Here is a 20,259-nt window from a genome sequence, read left to right on the forward strand (position 1 = left end):
CGGCAGCATGGGACCGGCCGTCTCACAGGGAACTTCACCTGGCTGCACGCGCACTGTTAGAGTCCGTAGGTCCACCTGTACGCGCGCGCGGTATGCCGTTCGGTGTCGGGGTGGTAGAAAACATCGTTCGGCCCCGCTGGGCCCTGTTCACACGACTAGTCCCTGCCGCGCGCGTCGCGGGGGTCGCAGGAGGAACCGTGCTCACCGCGTTCGCCCGGGCGTTCAGGACGCCCGACCTGCGCAAGAAACTGCTCTTCACGCTCGGCATCATCGTGGTCTACCGCGTAGGTACCCACGTTCCGATCCCCGGCATCAACTACACAGCAGTGCAGGAATGTGTGTCCGAGGCCTCGGGCAACCAGGGCCTCTTCGGCCTGGTCAACATGTTCAGCGGTGGCGCGCTGCTGCAGATCACCATCTTCGCGCTGGGCATCATGCCCTACATCACGGCGAGCATCATTCTGCAGCTGCTCACGGTGGTGATCCCGCGTCTGGAAGCCCTCAAGAAGGAGGGCCAGGCCGGCACGGCGAAGATCACGCAGTACACCCGTTACCTGACGGTGGCGCTCGCCATCCTGCAGGGCACCGGTCTGGTCGCCACCGCCCGCAGCGGTGCGCTGTTCAGCGGTTGCCAGGCCGCCACCTCGATCGTTCCCGACCGTGCCATCTTCACGACCATCACCATGGTCGTCACCATGACCGCAGGCACCGGCGTCGTGATGTGGCTCGGCGAGCTCATCACCGACCGCGGCATCGGCAACGGCATGTCGATCCTGATGTTCATCTCGATCGCGGCCACCTTCCCGTCCGCGCTGTGGGCCATCAAGAAGCAGGGCACGCTGGCCGACGGCTGGATCGAGTTCGGCACCGTCATCCTCGTCGGCCTGGTGATGGTCGGCCTGGTGGTCTTCGTCGAACAGGCACAGCGCCGTATTCCGGTCCAGTACGCGAAGCGCATGATCGGCCGCCGTTCCTACGGCGGTACGTCGACCTACATCCCGCTGAAGGTCAATCAGGCGGGTGTGATTCCCGTCATCTTCGCGTCCTCGCTGCTCTACATCCCGGCTCTGGTCGCGCAGTTCTCCAGCGGCGACTCCGCCTGGAAGACCTGGGTGACACAGAACCTGACCAAGGGTGACCACCCGATCTACCTGGTCAGCTACTTCCTCCTGATCGTTTTCTTCGCGTTCTTCTACGTGGCGATCTCGTTCAACCCCGAGGAAGTCGCCGACAACATGAAGAAGTATGGTGGCTTCATCCCGGGCATCCGGGCTGGCCGGCCCACCGCTGAGTACCTGAGTTACGTACTCAACCGGATCACCTGGCCGGGTTCGCTGTATCTGGGTCTGATCGCTCTCGTACCGACGATGGCGTTGGTCGGCTTCAACGCAAGCGGCAACTTCCCGTTCGGCGGGACCAGCATCCTCATCATCGTGGGTGTCGGTCTTGAGACGGTGAAGCAGATCGAGAGCCAGCTCCAGCAGCGCAATTACGAAGGGTTCCTCCGCTGATGCGAATCGTCCTCGTCGGGCCGCCGGGCGCCGGTAAGGGAACGCAGGCTGTGCGACTGGCCAAGACGCTGCACATCCCGCACATCTCCACCGGCGATCTCTTCCGTGCCAACATCAGTCAGGCCACGGAACTCGGCAAACTGGCGAAGTCCTACATGGACGCGGGCAACCTGGTCCCGGACGAGGTCACCATCGCGATGGCCAAGGACCGCATGGAGCAGCCGGACGCTGTGAACGGCTTTCTCCTCGACGGTTTCCCGCGCAATGTGTCGCAGGCCGAGGCGCTGGACGAACTGCTGAAGACCGAGGGCATCAAGCTGGACGCGGTGCTGGACCTGGAGGTCTCCGAGGAAGAGGTGGTCAAGCGCATCGCCGGCCGCCGCATCTGCCGGAAGGACTCCAGCCACGTCTTCCACGTGACGTACAGCCCGCCGAAGCAGGACGGTGTCTGTGACACCTGCGGCGGCGAGCTGTACCAGCGCGACGACGACTCCGAGGACACGGTCCGCACCCGGCTGGAGGTCTACCACACGCAGACCGAGCCGATCATCGACTACTACAAGCTCCAGGGCCTGGTGGTCACGATCTCCTCGCTCGGCCCGGTGGACGAGATCACCCAGCGCGCGCTGGACGCGCTGAAGCGCGACGACGACAAGTAGTCGCCCACCAGTTCCGGCCGCGGTGCCCCCAGGGGCGTCGCGGCCGTACTGTTGTGTACAGCCATATCCCATGTGACGCGGAAGACGGAGAGCGCAGGCCCCCATGGTGCAGATCAAGACCCCCGAGCAGATCGCCAAGATGCGCGAGGCGGGGCTGGTCGTCGCCGCGATCCACGCGGCCACGCGTGAAGCGGCCGTACCCGGCGCGAGCACGAAGGATCTGGACGAGGTAGCCCGCAAGGTCCTCGCCGACCACAACGCGAAGCCCAACTTCCTTGGCTACGGCGGCTTCCCGGCCACCATCTGCACCTCGGTGAACGAGGTCGTCGTCCACGGCATCCCCTCCGACGAGGTGGTGCTGAAGGACGGCGACATCATCTCCATCGACTGCGGCGCGATCATCGACGGCTGGCACGGGGACGCGGCGTACACCGCGTTCGTCGGCTCCGGCCACGCCCCGGAACTCATCGAGCTGTCCCGGGTGACCGAGGAGTCGATGTGGGCGGGCATCGCCGCGATGAAGCTCGGCAACCGGCTCGTCGACATCTCCCGTGCCATCGAGACGTACATCCGCCGGCAGCCGAAGCCGGGCGGTGGCAAGTACGGGATCGTCGAGGACTACGGCGGTCATGGCATCGGTACCGAGATGCACATGGATCCGCATCTGCTGAACTACGTGGAGAAGCGGCGGGGCAAGGGGCCCAAGCTGATTCCCGGGTTCTGCCTGGCGATCGAGCCGATGGTGTCGCTCGGTACGCCGAAGACCGAGGTTCTCTCGGACGACTGGACCGTGATTACGACCGACGGGACTTGGTCGTCTCACTGGGAGCACTCGGTCGCATTGACCGAGGAGGGGCCGTTGGTGCTCACGTCTCCCGACGGGGGTAAGGCGAAGCTGGCTGAGTTTGGGATCACGGCTGCGCCGGATCCCGTTGCGTAGTTGTCCGGCTGGCCGCCGGTGGGGGCTGGGCGCGCAGTTCCCCGCGCCCCTAAAAACACTCTCCTTGGGCTTAGTGATCTTCGTGCCGGGGCATCCTCCATCGATTCGTCTTTCCGAGGGCCCTGACGTAGACTGACTCGTCGGCTCTCGTGCACCCGCATGTCCGCATGCACCCCGCAAGGGGAACGCTCGTGAGTCGATCAAGGTAGTCGATTCGAAGGGCGAAGCGTGGCCAAGAAGCAAGGTGCCATCGAGATCGAAGGCACTGTCGTCGAGTCTCTCCCGAACGCCATGTTCAAGGTGGAGCTCCAGAACGGCCACCAGGTCCTGGCACACATCAGCGGCAAGATGCGTATGCACTACATCCGCATCCTCCCTGACGACCGGGTCGTGGTGGAGCTGTCTCCGTACGACCTGACGCGTGGCCGGATCGTCTACCGCTACAAGTAGATCTTGCCCAGGTTCCGCGCAAGCGGCGCCGCAGGCAACTGACCCGGAGAACCTCACCAATGAAGGTCAAGCCGAGCGTCAAGAAGATCTGCGACAAGTGCAGGGTGATCCGCCGTCACGGTCGGGTCATGGTCATCTGCGAGAACCCGCGCCACAAGCAGCGCCAGGGCTGACGCACGACCTTCCCTCTGCAGCTGTTCGCAGAGATTCGCGCGACGCGAGCAATACATGTTCATACGCAGGACCCGGGCGTAGTAGGCGTCCGACACCCCCGGCTCGGAGGCTGGGGACCCACGCCGTACCAAATCTTCGACAGAAGAGGCCGGCGGCTGGGATCCGGTTCTGCGGAAGACCTCCGAAGATCACCAGGAGCCATTGAATGGCACGCGTTTCCGGTGTCGACATCCCGCGCGAAAAGCGCGTGGAGGTCGCCCTCACCTACGTGTTCGGCATTGGTCGGACCCTTTCCCAGCTGACGCTGGCCGAGACCGGCATCGACCCCAACACCCGCGTTCGCGACCTCTCGGAAGAGCAGCTCGTCGCGATTCGTGAGTACGTCGACGCCAACATCAAGACCGAGGGTGACCTCCGTCGCGAGATCCAGGCCGACATCCGCCGCAAGGTGGAGATCGGCTGCTACCAGGGTCTCCGTCACCGTCGTGGTCTGCCCGTTCGCGGTCAGCGCACCAGCACGAACGCTCGTACCCGCAAGGGTCCGCGTCGCGCCATCGCCGGCAAGAAGAAGCCGGGCAAGAAGTAGTCCGCAGCGGACAACGCTTCACCAGCGGTCTTCGCTGTAGGACCGACCACCTCCCCGTAGGAGTAATAGATGCCCCCCAAGGGTCGTCAGGGCGCTGCCAAGAAGGTGCGCCGCAAGGAAAAGAAGAACGTCGCTCACGGCCACGCGCACATCAAGAGCACGTTCAACAACACGATCGTCTCGATCACGGACCCCTCGGGCAACGTGATCTCCTGGGCCTCCGCCGGCCACGTCGGCTTCAAGGGCTCGCGCAAGTCCACCCCCTTCGCCGCGCAGATGGCCGCCGAGTCGGCCGCCCGTCGCGCGCAGGAGCACGGCATGCGCAAGGTCGACGTCTTCGTGAAGGGCCCGGGCTCCGGTCGCGAGACCGCGATCCGCTCCCTCCAGGCCACCGGTCTTGAGGTCGGCTCCATCCAGGACGTCACCCCCACCCCGCACAACGGCTGCCGTCCGCCGAAGCGCCGCCGCGTCTGACGCACGGCTGTCTTGAGGATTCGGGCGGTACGGCACTTCGGTGCCGTATCGCCCGTACCCTTGTAGGAACAGCAGGACATCAAATAGTGGGTGTCCATGACTGAAGGAATCACCTCATGCTGATCGCTCAGCGTCCGTCTCTGACCGAAGAGGTCGTTGACGAGTTCCGGTCCCGGTTCGTGATCGAGCCGCTGGAGCCCGGCTTCGGCTACACCCTCGGCAACTCCCTCCGCCGTACGCTCCTCTCCTCGATCCCGGGTGCGGCGGTCACGTCCATCCGTATCGACGGTGTCCTGCACGAGTTCACCACCGTGCCGGGCGTCAAGGAGGACGTCACCGACCTGATCCTCAACATCAAGCAGCTCGTCGTGAGCAGTGAGCACGACGAGCCGGTCGTGATGTACCTGCGCAAGCAGGGTCCGGGTCTGGTCACCGCCGCCGACATCGCGCCCCCGGCCGGTGTCGAGGTGCACAACCCCGACCTGGTCCTGGCCACGCTCAACGGCAAGGGCAAGCTGGAGATGGAGCTGACGGTCGAGCGTGGCCGTGGTTACGTCTCGGCTGTTCAGAACAAGCAGGTGGGTCAGGAGATCGGCCGGATCCCGGTCGACTCGATCTACTCGCCGGTGCTGAAGGTCACGTACAAGGTCGAGGCGACGCGTGTCGAGCAGCGCACCGACTTCGACAAGCTGATCGTCGATGTCGAGACCAAGCAGGCGATGCGTCCCCGTGACGCCATGGCGTCGGCCGGCAAGACCCTGGTGGAGCTGTTCGGTCTCGCGCGCGAGCTGAACATCGACGCCGAGGGCATCGACATGGGCCCGTCCCCCACGGACGCCGCCCTGGCCGCCGACCTCGCCCTGCCGATCGAGGAGCTGGAACTCACCGTCCGCTCCTACAACTGCCTCAAGCGCGAGGGCATCCACTCCGTGGGTGAGCTCGTGGCTCGTTCCGAGGCCGACCTCCTGGACATCCGCAACTTCGGTGCGAAGTCCATCGACGAGGTCAAGGCGAAGCTGGCCGGCATGGGCCTGGCCCTGAAGGACAGCCCGCCCGGATTCGACCCGACGGCCGCGGCGGACGCGTTCGGCGCGGACGATGATGTGGACGCCGGTTTTGTGGAGACCGAGCAGTACTGATCGGTTTCCGAGTGCGGGTGGGCTGTGGCTGGTCGCGCAGTTCCCCGCGCCCCTTCCGGGAGCGCCCCTTCGGGGCTGCTCCCGGATCTCCGACGGGCAGCCGCCCGCTCGGACACTGACCTCGGTACCTGATACGGCCGGGGCAGACACCTAGGAGAAACACCATGCCGAAGCCCACCAAGGGTGCCCGTCTGGGCGGCAGTGCCGCGCACGAGAAGCTGCTCATCGCGAACCTCGCGAAGTCGCTCTTCGAGCACGGCCGTATCACCACCACCGAGGCGAAGGCCCGCAAGCTGCGGCCGTACGCCGAGCGGCTGGTCACCAAGGCGAAGAAGGGTGACCTTCACAACCGCCGTCAGGTGCTCCAGGTGATCACGGACAAGAGCGTCGTCCACACGCTCTTCACCGAGATCGGCCCGCGCTACGAGAACCGTCCCGGTGGCTACACCCGTATCACCAAGATCGGTAACCGTCGTGGCGACAACGCGCCCATGGCTGTCATCGAGCTCGTTGAGGCGCTGACTGTTGCACAGGCTGCGACGGGTGAGGCCGAGGCCGCCACGAAGCGTGCCGCTAAGGACGCCGAGGCTCCGGTTGAGGTCGTCGAGGACGCCAAGCCGGCTGAGGTTGAGGCCGACGAGGAGTCCAAGGACGCGTAACGCCGTTTTTGGCTGACCCGCCGTTGAGGCTGGTCGCGCAGTTCCCCGCGCCCCTAAAAGCAAAAGCAGGGCGTGTGGCGGGTCCGTTCCTTTCCAGGGGCGGGCCCGCTTTTGTGTAGGTGAAAGGATCTCGGTGTGAGTGATGACGTAGCGGCCGGGTTTGTTCGTGTGCGGCTGGACCTCTCCTACGACGGGACCGCGTTCTCCGGGTGGGCCAAGCAGGCCGGGGGGCGGCGGACCGTGCAGGGGGAGGTCGAGGACGCGTTGCGGACCGTGACGCGGTCGGGGGCTGTGGCGTACGACCTGACCGTGGCCGGGCGGACCGATGCCGGGGTGCATGCTCGGGGGCAGGTGGCTCATGTCGATCTGCCGGGGGAGCTGTGGGCCGAGCACCGGGAGAAGCTGCTGAAGCGGCTTGCGGGGCGGTTGCCGAAGGATGTGCGGGTGTGGGGGGTCGCGGAGGCTCCCGTCGGCTTCAACGCGCGGTTCGCGGCGCTGTGGCGGCGTTATGTGTATCGGGTGGGGGACCGGCCGGGGGGAGTCGATCCCTTGCTGCGGAACCATGTGCTGTGGCACGACTGGGAGTTGGACGTCGACGTGATGGATGCCGCCGCCAAGTCCCTTGTGGGGGAGCATGACTTCGCCGCGTACGCGAAGAAGCGTGAGGGTGCGACGACGATCCGCGAGATTCTTGATTTCGGCGTGCGGCGGCGGGGGGACGGTGTCGTCGAGATCGAAGTGCGTGCCGATGCCTTCTGTCACAACCAAGTGCGGTCCATGGTGGGTGCGTTGCTGTTCGTGGGGGACGGGCACCGGGGTGCGGAGTGGCCGCGGAAGGTGCTGGACGCGGGGGTGCGGGACAGTGCGGTGCATGTCGTACGGCCGCACGGGCTGACGTTGGAGGAGGTCGCCTATCCCGCCGACGAGTCGCTCATGGAGCGGCAGTTGCTGGCGCGCCGGGTGCGGGTCCGCGGGCAGTGACACGACCGCCCCGACCGGAGGCCGGCCGGGGCGGGGAGAGAGGGACGGCGGGCTCTATGCCCTGTCCAGGATCTCCTTCAGGGCGGGCTCCAGGAAGGGCTTCAGGGTCTTCGAGTACGACGACGTGATGTGGCTGTTGTCGAAGTAGACGATCCGGTCGCCGATGACCGCCGGGCACACGTCCGCGGCGCAGAACGCGGACGTCGTGTCGATGATGTCCGCCCCGTACTTCTTGGCCACCTCCTGCTCCATGGCGCGGATCTGGGTGTACTCCAGTGCCTGCCACTGCTTGCGGTTGCAGAGGGTGATGCTGTCGATGTGCGTGGCGAGACAGTCCGGGACGTTCTGGCCGGGCTCCGGGGTGTCCGTCATGTAGACGAGCTCGGCACCGGTCTCCTTGAGCACCTTGAACGAGGTCTCGGCCCCGGCCCGGTTCGCCTCACCGCGTGCCCGGTCGGCGATGACGACGACGTCCGGGTGGATCTTCTTGAGCTCCGCGAAGGCCGACTGGCGCCAGCTGTCGCACTCGGTGTACTCGCGTGCCAGCTGAGGGTTGGTGATGCGGTAGGTCTGGGGCGAGCAGCCGCCCTTCGCCATGGTCACCACCCGTACGCCGAGTTCCTTGCCGATCACGTCGTAGAGGTCGTTCCACTGCCAGGCGTGCGAGTCCCCCATGAGGACGAGGGTCTTGGCGCCCTTCGGGTCGCCGGCGACACATTGGTCGCGCATCACGAACTTCTTGACGTCGAAGTTGTCGATGCAGCCGCGCGTGGCCAGGTCCTTGGGCGCTTTCTCCAGGGCGCCCTGCGCGGTCGCGGAGAGCTCCTTCACGGCCGCCGACTTCTCGACCGACGACGTGTCGGTGTACCCGGCCGCGACCGTGCTCGACGCGGACGAGGTCGCCAGGTTCAGCGGGATGAGCGTGGCCAGAACCATCGCTCCGGCGGTGCCCGCCGTGGTGAATCCGCCGGTGAAGACGCCCTTCCAGGGGCGGTCCAGGAGTGACGTGTTCTTCTTGAACTTGCGTTCGACCGCATAGTGCAGGAGGACGGCCATCAGGAACGAGAGGACGACGACACGCATCCGCTCCTCGAACGTGAAGTCCCGGTCGGTGATGGACGGCCAGAGCACCAGCAGCGGCCAGTGCGTCAGATACCAGCCGTAGCTGACGTTGCCGACGAAGTCGAGGACCGGGTTGTCGAGCAGCCGCTCCACGCCGAACCGGGGATTGGCGCAGCCGCCGGCGATGACCATGACGGCGCCGACGACCGGGCCGGACACCGCGTAGCCGGGCAACGGCGTGGTGCTGGAGATGAGCATCGCGGTGACGAGCACGGTGCCGAGTCCCAGCCACGAGATGACGGCGGCCACACCCCTGTTCATCCGGGATACGAACGAGGCGGCGAGGGCGAGCAGCACTCCGCAGGTGATCTCCCAGATCCGGGTCTGGGTGCTGAAGTACGCGAGCGGCTGGTTCTCGGAGGTCTTCGACCAGCCCAGATAGAACGACCCGGCGATGACGGCCATCAGGAACAGCGCGACCAGGGCACGGTTGCGGAAGATCTTGCGGCTGATCCAGACCATCACGAAGAGGACGATGGGGGCGGCGAGGTAGAACTGCTCCTCGATGCCCAGCGACCAGAAGTGCTGGTACGGGGTCTGCGATCCGTCGTTGGCGAAGTAGTCGGTGCCGTTCTCGACCAGGCGCCAGTTCAGGAAGCTGAGGGAGGCGCTGAGGCCGTCCTCCATGTAGGTCCGGAACCTGAGCGGGCTGCCGTAGAGCCAGGCCAGGATCGCGGTGGCGACGATGACGAGGGCCATGGGCGGGGTCAGCCGCCTGAACCGGCGCGCCCAGAACTTGGTCAGGGACACCTTGCCCGTCCTGTCGAGCTCGGCGAAGAGCTGGCCGCCGATGAGGAAGCCGCTGAGCACGAAGCTGACGTCCACGCCGCCGTGGATGTCGAGGATGCCGCAGTGCATGCTGACGACCATCATGATGGCCACGGCGCGCAGGCCCTGAATGTCCGGCCGGTACTTGCGAAGACGCTCTGTCTTCGGGGCCGTTGCTCGATGGCTGGTGAGGGTCGTCACGGTTCTCCAGTAACTGTCCGGTCAGGCCCAGTGGGGGCGGGCCGGTGAATTCAGTGGGCCGTCAGGCAGGCGGCGGCCGTGCCGCTGACGCGGACGCCTTGGGCGGGGATGCGGATGCCGCACGAGAGCCGCAGCTGGGCGGGCAGTTCGTTCTCGGCGCCGATGTGCGCGTGGCAGCCCACCACGACCTCGCGCAGGAACGATTCCCTGCCGATCGTGGAGTCGTGGTCCACCACGGACTCGTGGATCCGGGTGCCTTCGGCCACGGTGACGCCGCCGCCGATGATGGAGCGGTCGACGACCACGTGCGGGCCGATCACGGCGCCCGGGCCGATCGTCGAGCCGCCCGTCACGCGGGCGGTCGGGGCGATGCTGGCCGTGGGATGAATCAGGGCCTCGGCGTGCCGTTCCACGAGGGGGGAGGTCACCTTGCCGGTGACCAGGTCGGCGGAGCCGTGGACGAAGGCGAGCGGGGTGCCGAGGTCGCGCCAGTAGTCGTCCGTGGTGTGGCCGAGGATGGGCCGGCCCTGGGCGACGAGCTGCGGGAACGTCTCCTGCTCGACGGAGACCTCGCGGTCGGCCGGGATGGCGTCGAGGACGGAGCGGCGGAAGACGTAGCAGCCCGCGTTGATCTGGTCGGTGACGCACTCCTCCGCGGTCTTCGGCTTCTCCAGGAAGGACAGCACCCGGCCGGCCTCGTCGGTGGGGACCAGGCCGAAGGCGCGCGGGTCGGGGACGCGGGTGAGGTGCAGGGTCACGTCCGCTTCCCGGTCCTCGTGCCGCTCCAGGACGGCGCGCAGGTCGACGCCGGAGAGGATGTCGCCGTTGAGGACGAGGACCGGGGCGTCCGCGGAGTCGCCGCGCAGCAGACGGCCGGCGTTGCGGATCGCGCCGCCGGTGCCGAGCGGAACCTCCTCGACGGCGTAGGAGATCCGAAGGCCCTGGGCGAAGTCCCTGAACTCCTCCTCGAAGAGGCCGGCGAGATAGGAGGTGGCGAACACCACGTGCTCGACGCCGGCGTCCATCAGCTTGGCGATCTGGTGCCGGATGAAGGAGGAACCCGCGACGTTCAGCAGCGGCTTGGGGGTGTGGTTCGTCAGTGGGCGCAGGCGGGTTCCCTTGCCGCCCACCAGAATGATGGCTTCTTGCATGATGGCCTCGCTCGGTCAGCTGGCGGTCGTGGTCCCGGGGCCCGCGTAGTCGGAGGTGAAACAGGACTTGATGGCCTTCTCGGTCAGGGGGCGTCCGGCGAAGTCGAGCCGGGAGGCGACCTTGTCGTCGGGCTTGGTGTTCGGGTCGTCGTCGAACCAGAGCGACCACCAGTAGATGCCCTGCATCTTCCGGTCCTGGACGACCTCGCAGACCGCCTTGTACCAGTTGGCCTGCACCTGGGGGTTGACGGCCCGCTTGACGTAGAAGTCGCCGGGAGCGTGGTAGGCGCCGTTCATCGCGCCGATGCCGGTCTCGGAGACGAGGATGTTCGGCAGCGGGCCGGTGGCCTTCTTGTCCAGCCACTTGTTCCAGCCGGTGACCAGGTCCGAGACGGGCGCGGTGTCCGGCACCTTGATGGGGAAGTAGGCGTCGACGCCGAGGTGGTTGACCGGCATGTTGATGCGGCCGGTGACGTAGTTGTCCCAGTTGGCGTCGTAGGAGATCTCGCCGGAGAAGGTCTTCTCGGCGGAGGCGACCACCTTGTCCCAGCCGGTGTCGCCCTCCAGGGAGTTCAGCTCGGTGCCGATCACGAAGGTGTTCGCCTTCGTGTTCTCGGCGGCTTCGAGATACGGATCGATGAGCTTCTCGTACGAGGCGAACCAGGCGGAGCGTGAGGCGGGGTCGATGCTGCCGCGCCAGCCGTTCGACTGCTTCAGCGTCCCCTCGTCCATGATCGGGCGGAGCGTGGTGCGGAAACCGGCGTCCTTGAAGACCTTCAGCACCTTCTGGAGGCGCTCCGGGGACGGTGTCTTCGCGCCGGTCGAGAGCACGTCGGCCGTGGAGTTCTTGATGTAGTACGGGAAGGACACGGACACCGAGTTCGCGCCCAGGCCGATGAGGTACTTGGCCTGCTTGCGGGCCTGCTTCTCGATGAACGCGTCCGGGCGCTTGGGGCTCTCCTCCTCCCAGTAGAGCTGTACGCCCCACTGCGCCATGCCCTTCTTCCAGGGCTTGGCGACCTCCAGGGCCGTGGTGGAGGTGGACGGGGAACCGGACGAGGAGGACGCGGGCGCCTTGCCGGTTCCGCCGGCGGACGGGGTCGGCGAGTCCTCCGAGCCGCCGATGACGACTCGGGGCAGGACCGAACCGGAGTCCCAGCGCACCGGATGGTTGCCGACGACGAAGGGGGCGCCCAGCACGAGGGTGAGAACGGTCACCGGGAAAATGGCAAGCAGCGGCAGTCGTGAACGCATGTGAGTGGTCTTCCGGGAGGTCAGGCGGGCTTGGCGATCACGACGAACTTGTTCTCCTCGCGCCGGACGAACTTCATGAAGCCCTTGAAGCCGCCGAGCCCTTCCAGCACGGAGAAGACGGGGATGAGGGCGATCACCACGATCGGCTCCCACCACTTGCGCCGGCCGCTGGCCGACGCGAGCGCGTTCAGCCGCAGCCCCTCCCAGTAGGTCCAGATGACATAGGCGAAGTTCAGGGCCCACAGGATGACCACGGACTGGGTCACCGGCGAGGTGTTCATGTCGTTGATGAGCCAGCCCACGAGCAGCACGGCGGTGATGTGCTGGAGCGGGCCGAGGATCCAGGTGACGACACAGATCGACAGGAACCAGCGGTAGCGCATGGGCACGGCCCGGTTGAAGCAGAGCGCCACCAGACCCCAGGCCCACCGGTCGCGCTGCTTGACGAAGTCGGCCGCGGTCGAGGGGGAGGCGCCGTAGCAGCGGCCGTTGAACCAGTCGCTGCGGCCCGGGTACTTGCGGCAGAAGGTCAGGGCGAGGCGGGCGTCCTCGACGATCTCCTTGGGGCCGAAGTCCCAGCCGATCTCGGCCTCGACGGACGCGCGCAGCACCAGCAGTTCGCCGTGCACACCGGCGGCCGGGGTGCCCATGCCGGTCAGCGCGCGGAAGCGGGCGATGTCGTCGGCGGGGCGTACGGCGTCGGCGAGCCAGGTGAAGAGGTTGACCGCGTTCTCGCGGGGGTAGGTCAGGATGCCCTGCGCCATGTGCTTGACCTTCTCGGGGGTCGCGCGGCGCTGGCGGTTGATGAACTGGGCGAGCGCGGAGGCGGTGTCGGGGCCGACGCCTGTGTCGTCGTCCATGTGCAGCACCCAGACGTACTCCAGCGCCTCGCCCTCCTCGATACGCAGCTCGTGGGCGTAGTGGTTGGCGCGGGCCTTGAAGCGGGTGCCGTTGGCCGGGACGTAGTCCTTCGGGACGGTGATCACCCGGATCAGCGGGTGGGAGTCGGCGAGCCGGTCGATGTCCGCCGCCGCCTCGCAGCCCTCCTCGGTGAGGATGTCGACCCGCATGTACGGGAAGTACTCGGGCAGGTGCTCGACGTACGAGAGGATCGAACGCTCCAGCGCCGGGTAGGTGTCGTGCCGTCCGATGGTCGGGCAGAGGGCGATCAGGAAGTCCTGCTCGGCCGGTGCGGGCGGGACCATCCGGTCGCTCTTGCGGACCCGGCGGCGCAGCAGCACGGCACCCTGGAGACCGACCATCACGCCGACGACCGGCAGCGACCAGACAATGGTCAGGATCCAGCTCAGCGGCGACGAACTGGGCTTGTAGCTCCACAGCCCGAAGACGACCAGGAGAACGAACGGCACCAGAAACGGGAGGATGCCCGGCTTCCAGCGTGCGGTGCGCTTGGCGAGCTTCTGGTTGTGCCGCGAGTGCGGCGTACCCCCGTCGACCAGTGTCGTTGTCACGACTGCGGAACTCCCATGAGATCGGTGGTGCGTCGAGGCAGCAGCAGATCTCGGCACGGCACGCTACGCGCGTCGCGCTCGTTTACTCAGGGTTCTGCCCCCGACGCCTTCATTGGCGCCTCGGCCACTCAGAAGCCCCCCCGGGCGCCCAAAAAACGCTGGCCGAACAGCTGCACGATCCTCGCACACTTGCTTCACGCAAGGAATACGGGTGTGAAAGGTGTAGTCAAAAGTTAATCAACCTGGCTCTTGTGCAGTGATGTCCATATAGGGGCCGAAGCCGTGATCACCTGCGTGGAAGCGTAGGTTCCGCGGACGTCGGCCACCGTGTTCCGGCCCGTCGGCGAGGAGACGTTGTCGTACGACAGCGCCTGCCCCCACACGCTCCACAGCACCCACGGCGTCCGGCTCAGGGTGTGCGGCTGGGCCGCGTTCAGCGGGACGTGGAAGGACTCGGCCATGGCCCGGGGCCTGCGGTACCGCTCCAGACCCCGGTACCAGACCTCCGTCCAGGCGCCAGGACCGTACGGCTTCTCCGGGGAGCCGCTGTAGTCGTCGACACCGACCACGTCCACATAACGGCCGCCGGGGTAGTAGGCGTGCGGCGACCGGCCGTAGGAGCCGTCCCAGGAGTTCGGCGACCACACGAAGATCAGATTGTGCAGGCCGCGCCGGGTGACGAGGTGGTCGTATGTCGCACGCCACAGTTTTTGGTATACGGCCGGATCCTGCCCCGCCCACCAGAAGCCGTGGCCCGGTGCCGTGTTCATCTCGTGGTATGGCCGCAGCAGCACCGGCACCCCGCGGTCCGCCAGATAGCCGAGGTGGTCCGCGAGATAGTCCAGGTCGTGCAGCAGGGCCCGGTGTTCGGCGGTGCCCTCGGTGACGACCCGGGCGAACCAGCCGGGGTCCTTCGCGGCGGGCGAGTTCTTGTTCAGGGTCTGTGGGAAGCCCTTGATCTCGCTGCCCGGGTACGGCTGGTGGAAGGAGAAGCCGACGATGCCCGCCGGAGTGCCCCCGTTGTGCGGCAGCGAGATCTCCGCGCCGCCCGCACCGCAGTCCGCGTGCGTGCCGGAGGGCCGGTACGAGCCGTCGGCGGCCCGGGGCAGACCCGCCCACACGCCGACCGCGAGATCCACGGCGTCCTCGGCGTACCCCCACATGCGCCGGCAGCCCGGCCAGGAACGGGAGTACGAGCGGGACTCGCCGACCGCCCAGCCCGGCTGGTCGTACCCGGGGCCCAGGTCCAGTTCCACGAAGCCCGGCAGCCGGCCCGTGATGTCCTGGGCCTTCTTGTAGTAGTAGCCCGGCTGCTTCAGGCCGCGGTAGTCGCCGTACGCCGCGTTGTACCGCTCGTTCTGCAGCTCCACGTGCTGGCCGATGACCGTCCGGGAGGCTTCTCCCCGCCGTGCCCTGTTCTCCAGGCCGGCCAGCAGCGCGTAGACGTTCCGGGCGGCGGGAGTGGCTTTCGGGTCGCGGTCCCGCAGATCCACGGGGACCTCGTCCGGCCCCTGCCCGGCGGCCCCGCGCCGGGTCGCCCACCAGGCCAGCGGCGCGAGCGCGGCGGTGGACACCCCCGCCCCGATGAGCTGAACCCGCCCGCGCATGCGCATGATCCCCGACCCCTCCCCGACAGACCCTGGGGCGATTCTGCCCCGGAACGGGAGAAGGGGGTCGGCGCGGGCGCTCCGGCCGGCTCCGGCCAGGGCCTGTCCGGCGGATCAAGGTCGGAGGGAAGCAGCGGCGCCTCATGAGCACGGGTGAGCGGGGTCTGGCGCGTGCAGCTGAAAGGCGGAGGAGACGTTGACATCAGCGGCCCCGCCGCGGGCGACGCGGTGGGGGCACCTCCCGGCCGAAGGCCGGGGGACGTCGGCGACCGACGACAACGCCGCTGGGGTCCCCCCACGCCTTGAGGCGGTGGGGGAGGGCGTGTGCCAGACCCCGCGTCTCCGGCATGATCCGCCAGACAGGTCTTAGTTCTGCGCCGCCGCCGAGGCCTGGGCCTCGCCGCGTCTGCCGATCTGGCGGAACGCGAACTCGGCCAGGTCGTCGCCGATGCTGAAGACCTTGGTGTCCTTCGTCGTCACGTCCGTGCCGTTGGTGAAGCCGGCGATCGTGAAGTAGGCGTAGCGGCCGTAGGAGTTGGTGGTCGTGCGGCAGACCGCGCCGTCGCAGAACGGCTTGACGCCCTTGCCGGACAGCGAGCGGATGATGGCCTTCTTGTCCGCCTGGGTCTTGACCTTCGAGGCCTGGGCCTCGGTGTCGAAGACGGCCACGCCGACCGTCACCGCGACATCGTCCTTGGTGTAGGTGACGCGCATCAGGCGGGTGCAGTCGTTGGCAGTGAGGACCTTCGGGAGGGTCGACTGGGCGGCCGAGGCGCAGTTCGTGGTGTCGGCCGTCGGACCCTTCTTGTACACGGTCGAGCCCATGGTCAACTGCGTGCCGGGGAACAGGAGTTCAGCGCTGAGCGGCGCGGTGTCCTTGGCCTTGCTGGAGATGAACTCCTTCGGGTCCAGCGGCGGCGGCGCACTGGTCGGCGCGAAGGACGGCGAGGTCGCGCCGGTGCTCGGCAGGGACCCGCTCGCGGGCAGGTTCGTCGGCTTCCCGGACGCGGTGTCGTCACCGTTCGCCGACATGACGGCCATGGCGACGGCCGTCCCGACGGCTATCGTCGCGACCGCGCCGCCGCCTATGAGCAGCAGTCTCTTGCGCCGGTTGCGCGTCTCCGCCCGGTCGGCGAGCGCGGCCCAGTCCGGGGTCTCGTCGTCGACGTTGCCGCCCCACGGCTGCTGCGATTGCGGTTTCCAGGGATCCCACTGGGACTGGGGTCCCCCCTGCCCGAAGCTCATGGGTCGCATCCTAGACGGGGGGACGGGGGTACCGGTGCGCCTCAACGAGGCCTGTGGGAACTGACGTTGGGATGTCGCGGTAAGTGTTTTTACGGTCACTTTCCGCACGCACTCCCGTCGGTCCCGCCGCGTTTTGACCCGTCCGGCCGGGCGCGGGTACTCTTACGGTTTGTTATGCGTATCGGCTTGGTCGTTCTCAGACGAGAAGCCCTTACGTAGGTTCCCTGGAGCAGTTACCAGTGGGCGGCATACGGGCATCGTCCCCGGCCATTGTCGTCCCCAGCTGCACGATCGCTTCAGTGATGCCATGTGTCAGCACCCATCCACTGAAGAAGAAGGCTGCGAAGTGCGTACGTACAGCCCCAAGCCCGGCGATGTGACTCGCCAGTGGCACGTCATCGACGCGCAGGACATCGTCCTGGGCCGTCTGGCTACCACTGCCGCGAACCTCCTCCGCGGCAAGCACAAGCCGACCTATGCCCCCCACATGGACATGGGCGACTTCGTCATCATCATCAACGCCGACAAGGTTCACCTGTCCGGCAACAAGAAGACCCAGAAGCTGGCGTACCGCCACTCCGGCTACCCGGGTGGTCTGCGCTCCGTCCGCTACGACGAGCTGCTGGCGAAGAACCCCGAGAAGGCCGTCGAGAAGGCCATCAAGGGCATGATCCCCAAGAACACCCTGGGCCGTCAGATGATCAGCAAGCTGAAGGTCTACTCGGGCGACCAGCACCCGCACGCTGCCCAGCAGCCGGTGCCGTTCGAGATCACCCAGGTCGCGCAGTAGTTCCGGCCACACCCCTAAACAGAAAAGAATCTGAGGAGAACCGTGGCCGAGACCACCGTTGAGCAGCCGGTCGAAGACACCGAGACCGAGCTCGTCGACATCGAGAGCTACACCACCGAGTCCGAGGTGCCCGTCGAGGGCGAGTACACCTCCGAGTCGCTCGCCGGCCGCTTCGGCGACCCGCAGCCCGCCGCCGGCCTGGGCCGCCGCAAGAACGCCATCGCGCGCGTTCGTATCGTGCCCGGCACCGGCAAGTGGAAGGTCAACGGGCGCACGCTTGAGGACTACTTCCCGAACAAGGTCCACCAGCAGGAAGTCAACGAGCCCTTCAAGGTGCTCGAACTCGACGGCCGCTACGACGTCATCGCCCGTATCTCGGGTGGCGGCGTCTCCGGTCAGGCCGGTGCCCTGCGCCTCGGCGTGGCCCGCGCGCTGAACGAGGCCGACGTGGACAACAACCGCGGCGCCCTCAAGAAGGCCGGTTACCTCCGTCGCGACGACCGTGCGGTCGAGCGCAAGAAGGCCGGTCTCAAGAAGGCCCGCAAGGCTCCGCAGTACAGCAAGCGCTAAATCGCGCCTGCTCTGCTGTCTGTACTCCGAACGCCCCGGCGGCACGCCAGTCGTGCCGCCGGGGCGTTCGTTTATCACAGCGCGGGGCGTATAACGGCACAAGACGCTCAAAGGCTTGTGTGATCGGATGAACAGGCATCCTATGCCTGGAACGCAGGACTTTCGCCTTGCATGATTTTCGCCTTCCTCAGGAGGACAAGTGGGACGACTCTTCGGCACGGACGGCGTGCGCGGTGTCGCCAACGCGGATCTGACGGCCGAACTGGCCCTCGGCCTCTCCGTCGCGGCGGCGCATGTACTCGCCGAGGCGGGCACGTTCGCCGGCCACCGGGCAACGGCCGTCGTCGGGCGGGACCCGCGCGCGTCCGGGGAGTTCCTGGAGGCCGCGGTGGTCGCGGGCCTGGCCAGCTCGGGAGTGGACGTACTGCTCGTCGGTGTGCTGCCCACCCCCGCGGTGGCGTATCTCACCGGTGTGCTGGGCGCCGACCTCGGTGTGGTGCTCTCCGCGAGCCACAACGCCATGCCCGACAACGGCCTCAAGTTCCTCGCGCGCGGCGGGCACAAGCTCGACGACGAGCTGGAGGACCGGATCGAGAAGGTCTACGAGGAGCACCGCACCGGCGCCCCCTGGGACCGCCCGACCGGCTCCGGCGTCGGCAGGGTCCGGCACTACAACGAAGGCTTCGACCAGTACGTCGCCCACCTCATCGGCGTGCTCCCGAACCGGCTCGACGGGCTGAAGATCGTCCTCGACGAGGCGCACGGCGCCGCCGCCCGCGTCTCCCCGGAGGCCTTCTCCCGGGCCGGCGCCGAGATCATCACCATCGGCACCGACCCCGACGGCCTCAACATCAACGACGGTTGCGGCTCGACCCACCTGGGACTGCTCAAGGCCGCCGTCGTCGAGCACGGCGCCGACTTCGGCATCGCGCACGACGGCGACGCCGACCGCTGCCTGGCCGTGGACCACACCGGGGAAGAGGTCGACGGGGACCAGATCATGGCCGTACTCGCGCTGGCGATGCGGGAGCGTTCCGCACTGCGCTCCGACACCGTCGTCGCGACCGTCATGTCGAACCTCGGCTTCAAACTGGCCATGGAGCGGGAGGGGTTGACGCTCGTTCAGACGGCGGTCGGCGACCGCTACGTCCTGGAGGAGATGAAGGAGCACGGCTACGCGCTGGGCGGCGAGCAGTCCGGGCATGTGATCATCCTGGACCACGCGACCACGGGTGACGGCACGTTGACCGGGCTGATGCTGGCGGCGCGGGTCGCCGACACGGGTCGTACGCTCAAGGATCTCGCGTCCGTGATGACGCGGTTGCCGCAGGTGCTCATCAATGTGCCGGATGTGGACCGGACCCGGGTGGGGACGTCCGCGGACCTCGCTGCCGCGGTGGGCGAGGCGGAGCGTGAACTCGGGGCTACGGGGCGGGTGTTGCTGCGGCCGTCCGGTACCGAGCCGCTGGTACGGGTGATGGTGGAGGCCGCCGACATCGACCAGGCGCGGTCGGTGGCGGGGCGGTTGGCGGATGCCGTGAAGTCGGCGCTCGGCTAGGGGAGTTGAGCGGTCGTGCGCTCGCGCTGCCAGGTCCAGAACGCCTTCTGTGCCAGCAGCGTGAGCGTGCCCGCCAGCACGATCCCGCCCAGGTTGGCGAGCAACTGCCAAGTGGAGCCCCACGTCTGGGAGTAGTCCGTGTAGCTGAGGGCCACGGCGGCGTTCGCGGCGGCCGGGACGGTCGTCACCGAGATCGCCACTCCGATCAGGGCACCGGACTTGGCGGACGTGAGGGACAGCGTGCCCGCGATGCCGGCCAGGAACGCCACGACGAAGGACATCCAGTCCGGCTTCCAGATGAAGGCGGTGTTGGGCCGGGCGGCCTCCACCATCGACTTCTCGAAGAGCCCGAAGGCGTCCAGCAGCCAACTGAAGCCCGCCGTCAGCACCATGGCCGCCGCGAACCCGGCGAGCAGCGCCCACAACGACCGCCACACCAGCCGCGGAGCCTTCCGGACCAGCGCCGTCGAGATCCCCGCGAGCGGCCCGAACTCCGGCCCCACCGCCATCGCGCCCACGATCAGGATCGCGTTGTCCAGCATCACACCGCAGGCCGCGAGCATCGTGGCGACGGCCAGGAACGCGACGTAGGTGACGGTGAGCGTCGACTCCTCGTGCGTCGCGTCGGCCAGGTGCTCCCACAGCACCGCGTCCGCGCCCTCGCCGGGCGCCTCGTCCTGAGCCGTGTCGGCCCGCTCCGACAACGACAGGTCGATGTTCTCGACGGCGATCGAGCCGGTCCGATCGACACCCAACTCCCTCAGCCCGCCGATGAGTTCGTCACCGGCCTCGCGGGCGACATCGCACATCACGACATCGCCGGTCGGGTTGCGGGCGGCGCCGGTCAGGACGACGAGGTGCGTGGTGCCGACGGTCGTCTCGATCAGCCGGACGACGTCATCGGTCCGGTCGGCAGGGGTGATCAGGCGCAGGTGCAGCATGACGCAC

The 20,259-nt window shown here is 67.4% G+C and carries 20 protein-coding genes; 13 read left to right on the forward strand and 7 right to left on the reverse strand.

Annotated features, from left to right (window positions below):
- The first annotated feature begins 197 nt into the window (after positions 1–197).
- The 10 genes from secY to truA all read left to right on the forward strand — a co-directional run bounded on the left by secY (position 198) and on the right by truA (position 7,573).
- Positions 198–1,511, forward strand: coding sequence for a preprotein translocase subunit SecY (gene secY / locus ACIBJH_RS24065; protein WP_399118959.1), 1,314 nt, complete (start codon positions 198–200; stop codon positions 1,509–1,511).
- The gene (locus ACIBJH_RS24070; RefSeq protein ID WP_399118880.1) at positions 1,511–2,170 is read left to right on the forward strand and encodes an adenylate kinase; all 660 of its coding nucleotides are present in this window, start codon (positions 1,511–1,513) and stop codon (positions 2,168–2,170) included. Before secY ends, ACIBJH_RS24070 begins: the two co-directional genes overlap by 1 nt.
- A gap of 103 nt (positions 2,171–2,273) precedes the next feature.
- Positions 2,274–3,110 carry a type I methionyl aminopeptidase gene (gene map / locus ACIBJH_RS24075; RefSeq protein ID WP_399118881.1) on the forward strand — a complete coding sequence of 279 codons (837 nt, stop codon included), beginning with the start codon at positions 2,274–2,276 and terminating at the stop codon, positions 3,108–3,110.
- A 228-nt stretch (positions 3,111–3,338) separates the two neighbouring features.
- Positions 3,339–3,560, forward strand: a complete 222-nt coding sequence (gene infA, locus ACIBJH_RS24080) for a translation initiation factor IF-1 (RefSeq protein ID WP_003948620.1) — start codon at positions 3,339–3,341, stop codon at positions 3,558–3,560.
- A 59-nt stretch (positions 3,561–3,619) separates the two neighbouring features.
- Positions 3,620–3,733: a 50S ribosomal protein L36 gene (rpmJ, locus tag ACIBJH_RS24085; RefSeq protein ID WP_003998809.1), complete on the forward strand. Its 114-nt coding sequence runs from the start codon at positions 3,620–3,622 to the stop codon at positions 3,731–3,733.
- A 206-nt stretch (positions 3,734–3,939) separates the two neighbouring features.
- The gene (gene rpsM, locus ACIBJH_RS24090; RefSeq protein WP_019055531.1) at positions 3,940–4,320 is read left to right on the forward strand and encodes a 30S ribosomal protein S13; all 381 of its coding nucleotides are present in this window, start codon (positions 3,940–3,942) and stop codon (positions 4,318–4,320) included.
- A 69-nt stretch (positions 4,321–4,389) separates the two neighbouring features.
- On the forward strand, positions 4,390–4,794 hold the full coding sequence (gene rpsK / locus ACIBJH_RS24095) for a 30S ribosomal protein S11 (protein WP_003956432.1): 405 nt from the start codon (positions 4,390–4,392) through the stop codon (positions 4,792–4,794).
- Positions 4,795–4,910: 116 nt separating this feature from the next.
- A complete protein-coding gene (locus ACIBJH_RS24100) occupies positions 4,911–5,933 on the forward strand; it encodes a DNA-directed RNA polymerase subunit alpha (RefSeq protein ID WP_019055532.1) in 1,023 nt (340 codons plus the stop codon).
- A gap of 164 nt (positions 5,934–6,097) precedes the next feature.
- Entirely contained in the window at positions 6,098–6,592 is a 495-nt protein-coding gene (rplQ, locus tag ACIBJH_RS24105; protein WP_399118882.1) for a 50S ribosomal protein L17, read from the forward strand.
- 135 nt (positions 6,593–6,727) lie between these two features.
- Positions 6,728–7,573, forward strand: a complete 846-nt coding sequence (gene truA, locus ACIBJH_RS24110; RefSeq protein WP_399118883.1) for a tRNA pseudouridine(38-40) synthase TruA — start codon at positions 6,728–6,730, stop codon at positions 7,571–7,573.
- A gap of 54 nt (positions 7,574–7,627) precedes the next feature.
- Here the strand turns inward: truA and ACIBJH_RS24115 are convergent, their stop codons facing one another.
- From ACIBJH_RS24115 to ACIBJH_RS24140, 6 genes are all read right to left on the reverse strand, one after another.
- Complete coding sequence (locus tag ACIBJH_RS24115) at positions 7,628–9,664, reverse strand: acyltransferase family protein (protein WP_399118884.1); 2,037 nt, start codon at positions 9,662–9,664, stop codon at positions 7,628–7,630.
- A 50-nt stretch (positions 9,665–9,714) separates the two neighbouring features.
- Entirely contained in the window at positions 9,715–10,815 is a 1,101-nt protein-coding gene (locus ACIBJH_RS24120) for a sugar phosphate nucleotidyltransferase (RefSeq protein ID WP_399118885.1), read from the reverse strand.
- A 15-nt stretch (positions 10,816–10,830) separates the two neighbouring features.
- Positions 10,831–12,033 carry a glycoside hydrolase family 113 gene (locus tag ACIBJH_RS24125; protein WP_399118886.1) on the reverse strand — a complete coding sequence of 401 codons (1,203 nt, stop codon included), beginning with the start codon at positions 12,031–12,033 and terminating at the stop codon, positions 10,831–10,833.
- A 56-nt stretch (positions 12,034–12,089) separates the two neighbouring features.
- Positions 12,090–13,541 carry a glycosyltransferase family 2 protein gene (locus tag ACIBJH_RS24130; RefSeq protein WP_399118887.1) on the reverse strand — a complete coding sequence of 484 codons (1,452 nt, stop codon included), beginning with the start codon at positions 13,539–13,541 and terminating at the stop codon, positions 12,090–12,092.
- 233 nt (positions 13,542–13,774) lie between these two features.
- Positions 13,775–15,148, reverse strand: a complete 1,374-nt coding sequence (locus ACIBJH_RS24135; RefSeq protein WP_399118888.1) for a glycoside hydrolase family 26 protein — start codon at positions 15,146–15,148, stop codon at positions 13,775–13,777.
- A 366-nt stretch (positions 15,149–15,514) separates the two neighbouring features.
- On the reverse strand, positions 15,515–16,393 hold the full coding sequence (locus ACIBJH_RS24140) for a hypothetical protein (RefSeq protein WP_399118889.1): 879 nt from the start codon (positions 16,391–16,393) through the stop codon (positions 15,515–15,517).
- Positions 16,394–16,739: 346 nt separating this feature from the next.
- On the opposite strand from ACIBJH_RS24140, the gene rplM reads away from it, so the two are divergent.
- The 3 genes from rplM to glmM all read left to right on the forward strand — a co-directional run bounded on the left by rplM (position 16,740) and on the right by glmM (position 19,311).
- Positions 16,740–17,183 (forward strand): 50S ribosomal protein L13, encoded by a 444-nt coding sequence (gene rplM / locus ACIBJH_RS24145; protein ID WP_013001400.1) that lies wholly within the window; start codon positions 16,740–16,742, stop codon positions 17,181–17,183.
- A 42-nt stretch (positions 17,184–17,225) separates the two neighbouring features.
- On the forward strand, positions 17,226–17,753 hold the full coding sequence (gene rpsI / locus ACIBJH_RS24150) for a 30S ribosomal protein S9 (protein ID WP_093627302.1): 528 nt from the start codon (positions 17,226–17,228) through the stop codon (positions 17,751–17,753).
- 199 nt (positions 17,754–17,952) lie between these two features.
- Entirely contained in the window at positions 17,953–19,311 is a 1,359-nt protein-coding gene (gene glmM, locus ACIBJH_RS24155; protein ID WP_399118890.1) for a phosphoglucosamine mutase, read from the forward strand.
- Here glmM and ACIBJH_RS24160 read toward each other — a convergent pair.
- The gene (locus ACIBJH_RS24160) at positions 19,308–20,252 is read right to left on the reverse strand and encodes a DUF389 domain-containing protein (protein ID WP_399118891.1); all 945 of its coding nucleotides are present in this window, start codon (positions 20,250–20,252) and stop codon (positions 19,308–19,310) included. The genes glmM and ACIBJH_RS24160 overlap by 4 nt on opposite strands.
- Positions 20,253–20,259 lie beyond the last annotated feature (7 nt).

It is taken from the genome of Streptomyces sp. NPDC050548, from assembly GCF_044457385.1.
GTDB lineage: Bacteria > Actinomycetota > Actinomycetes > Streptomycetales > Streptomycetaceae > Streptomyces.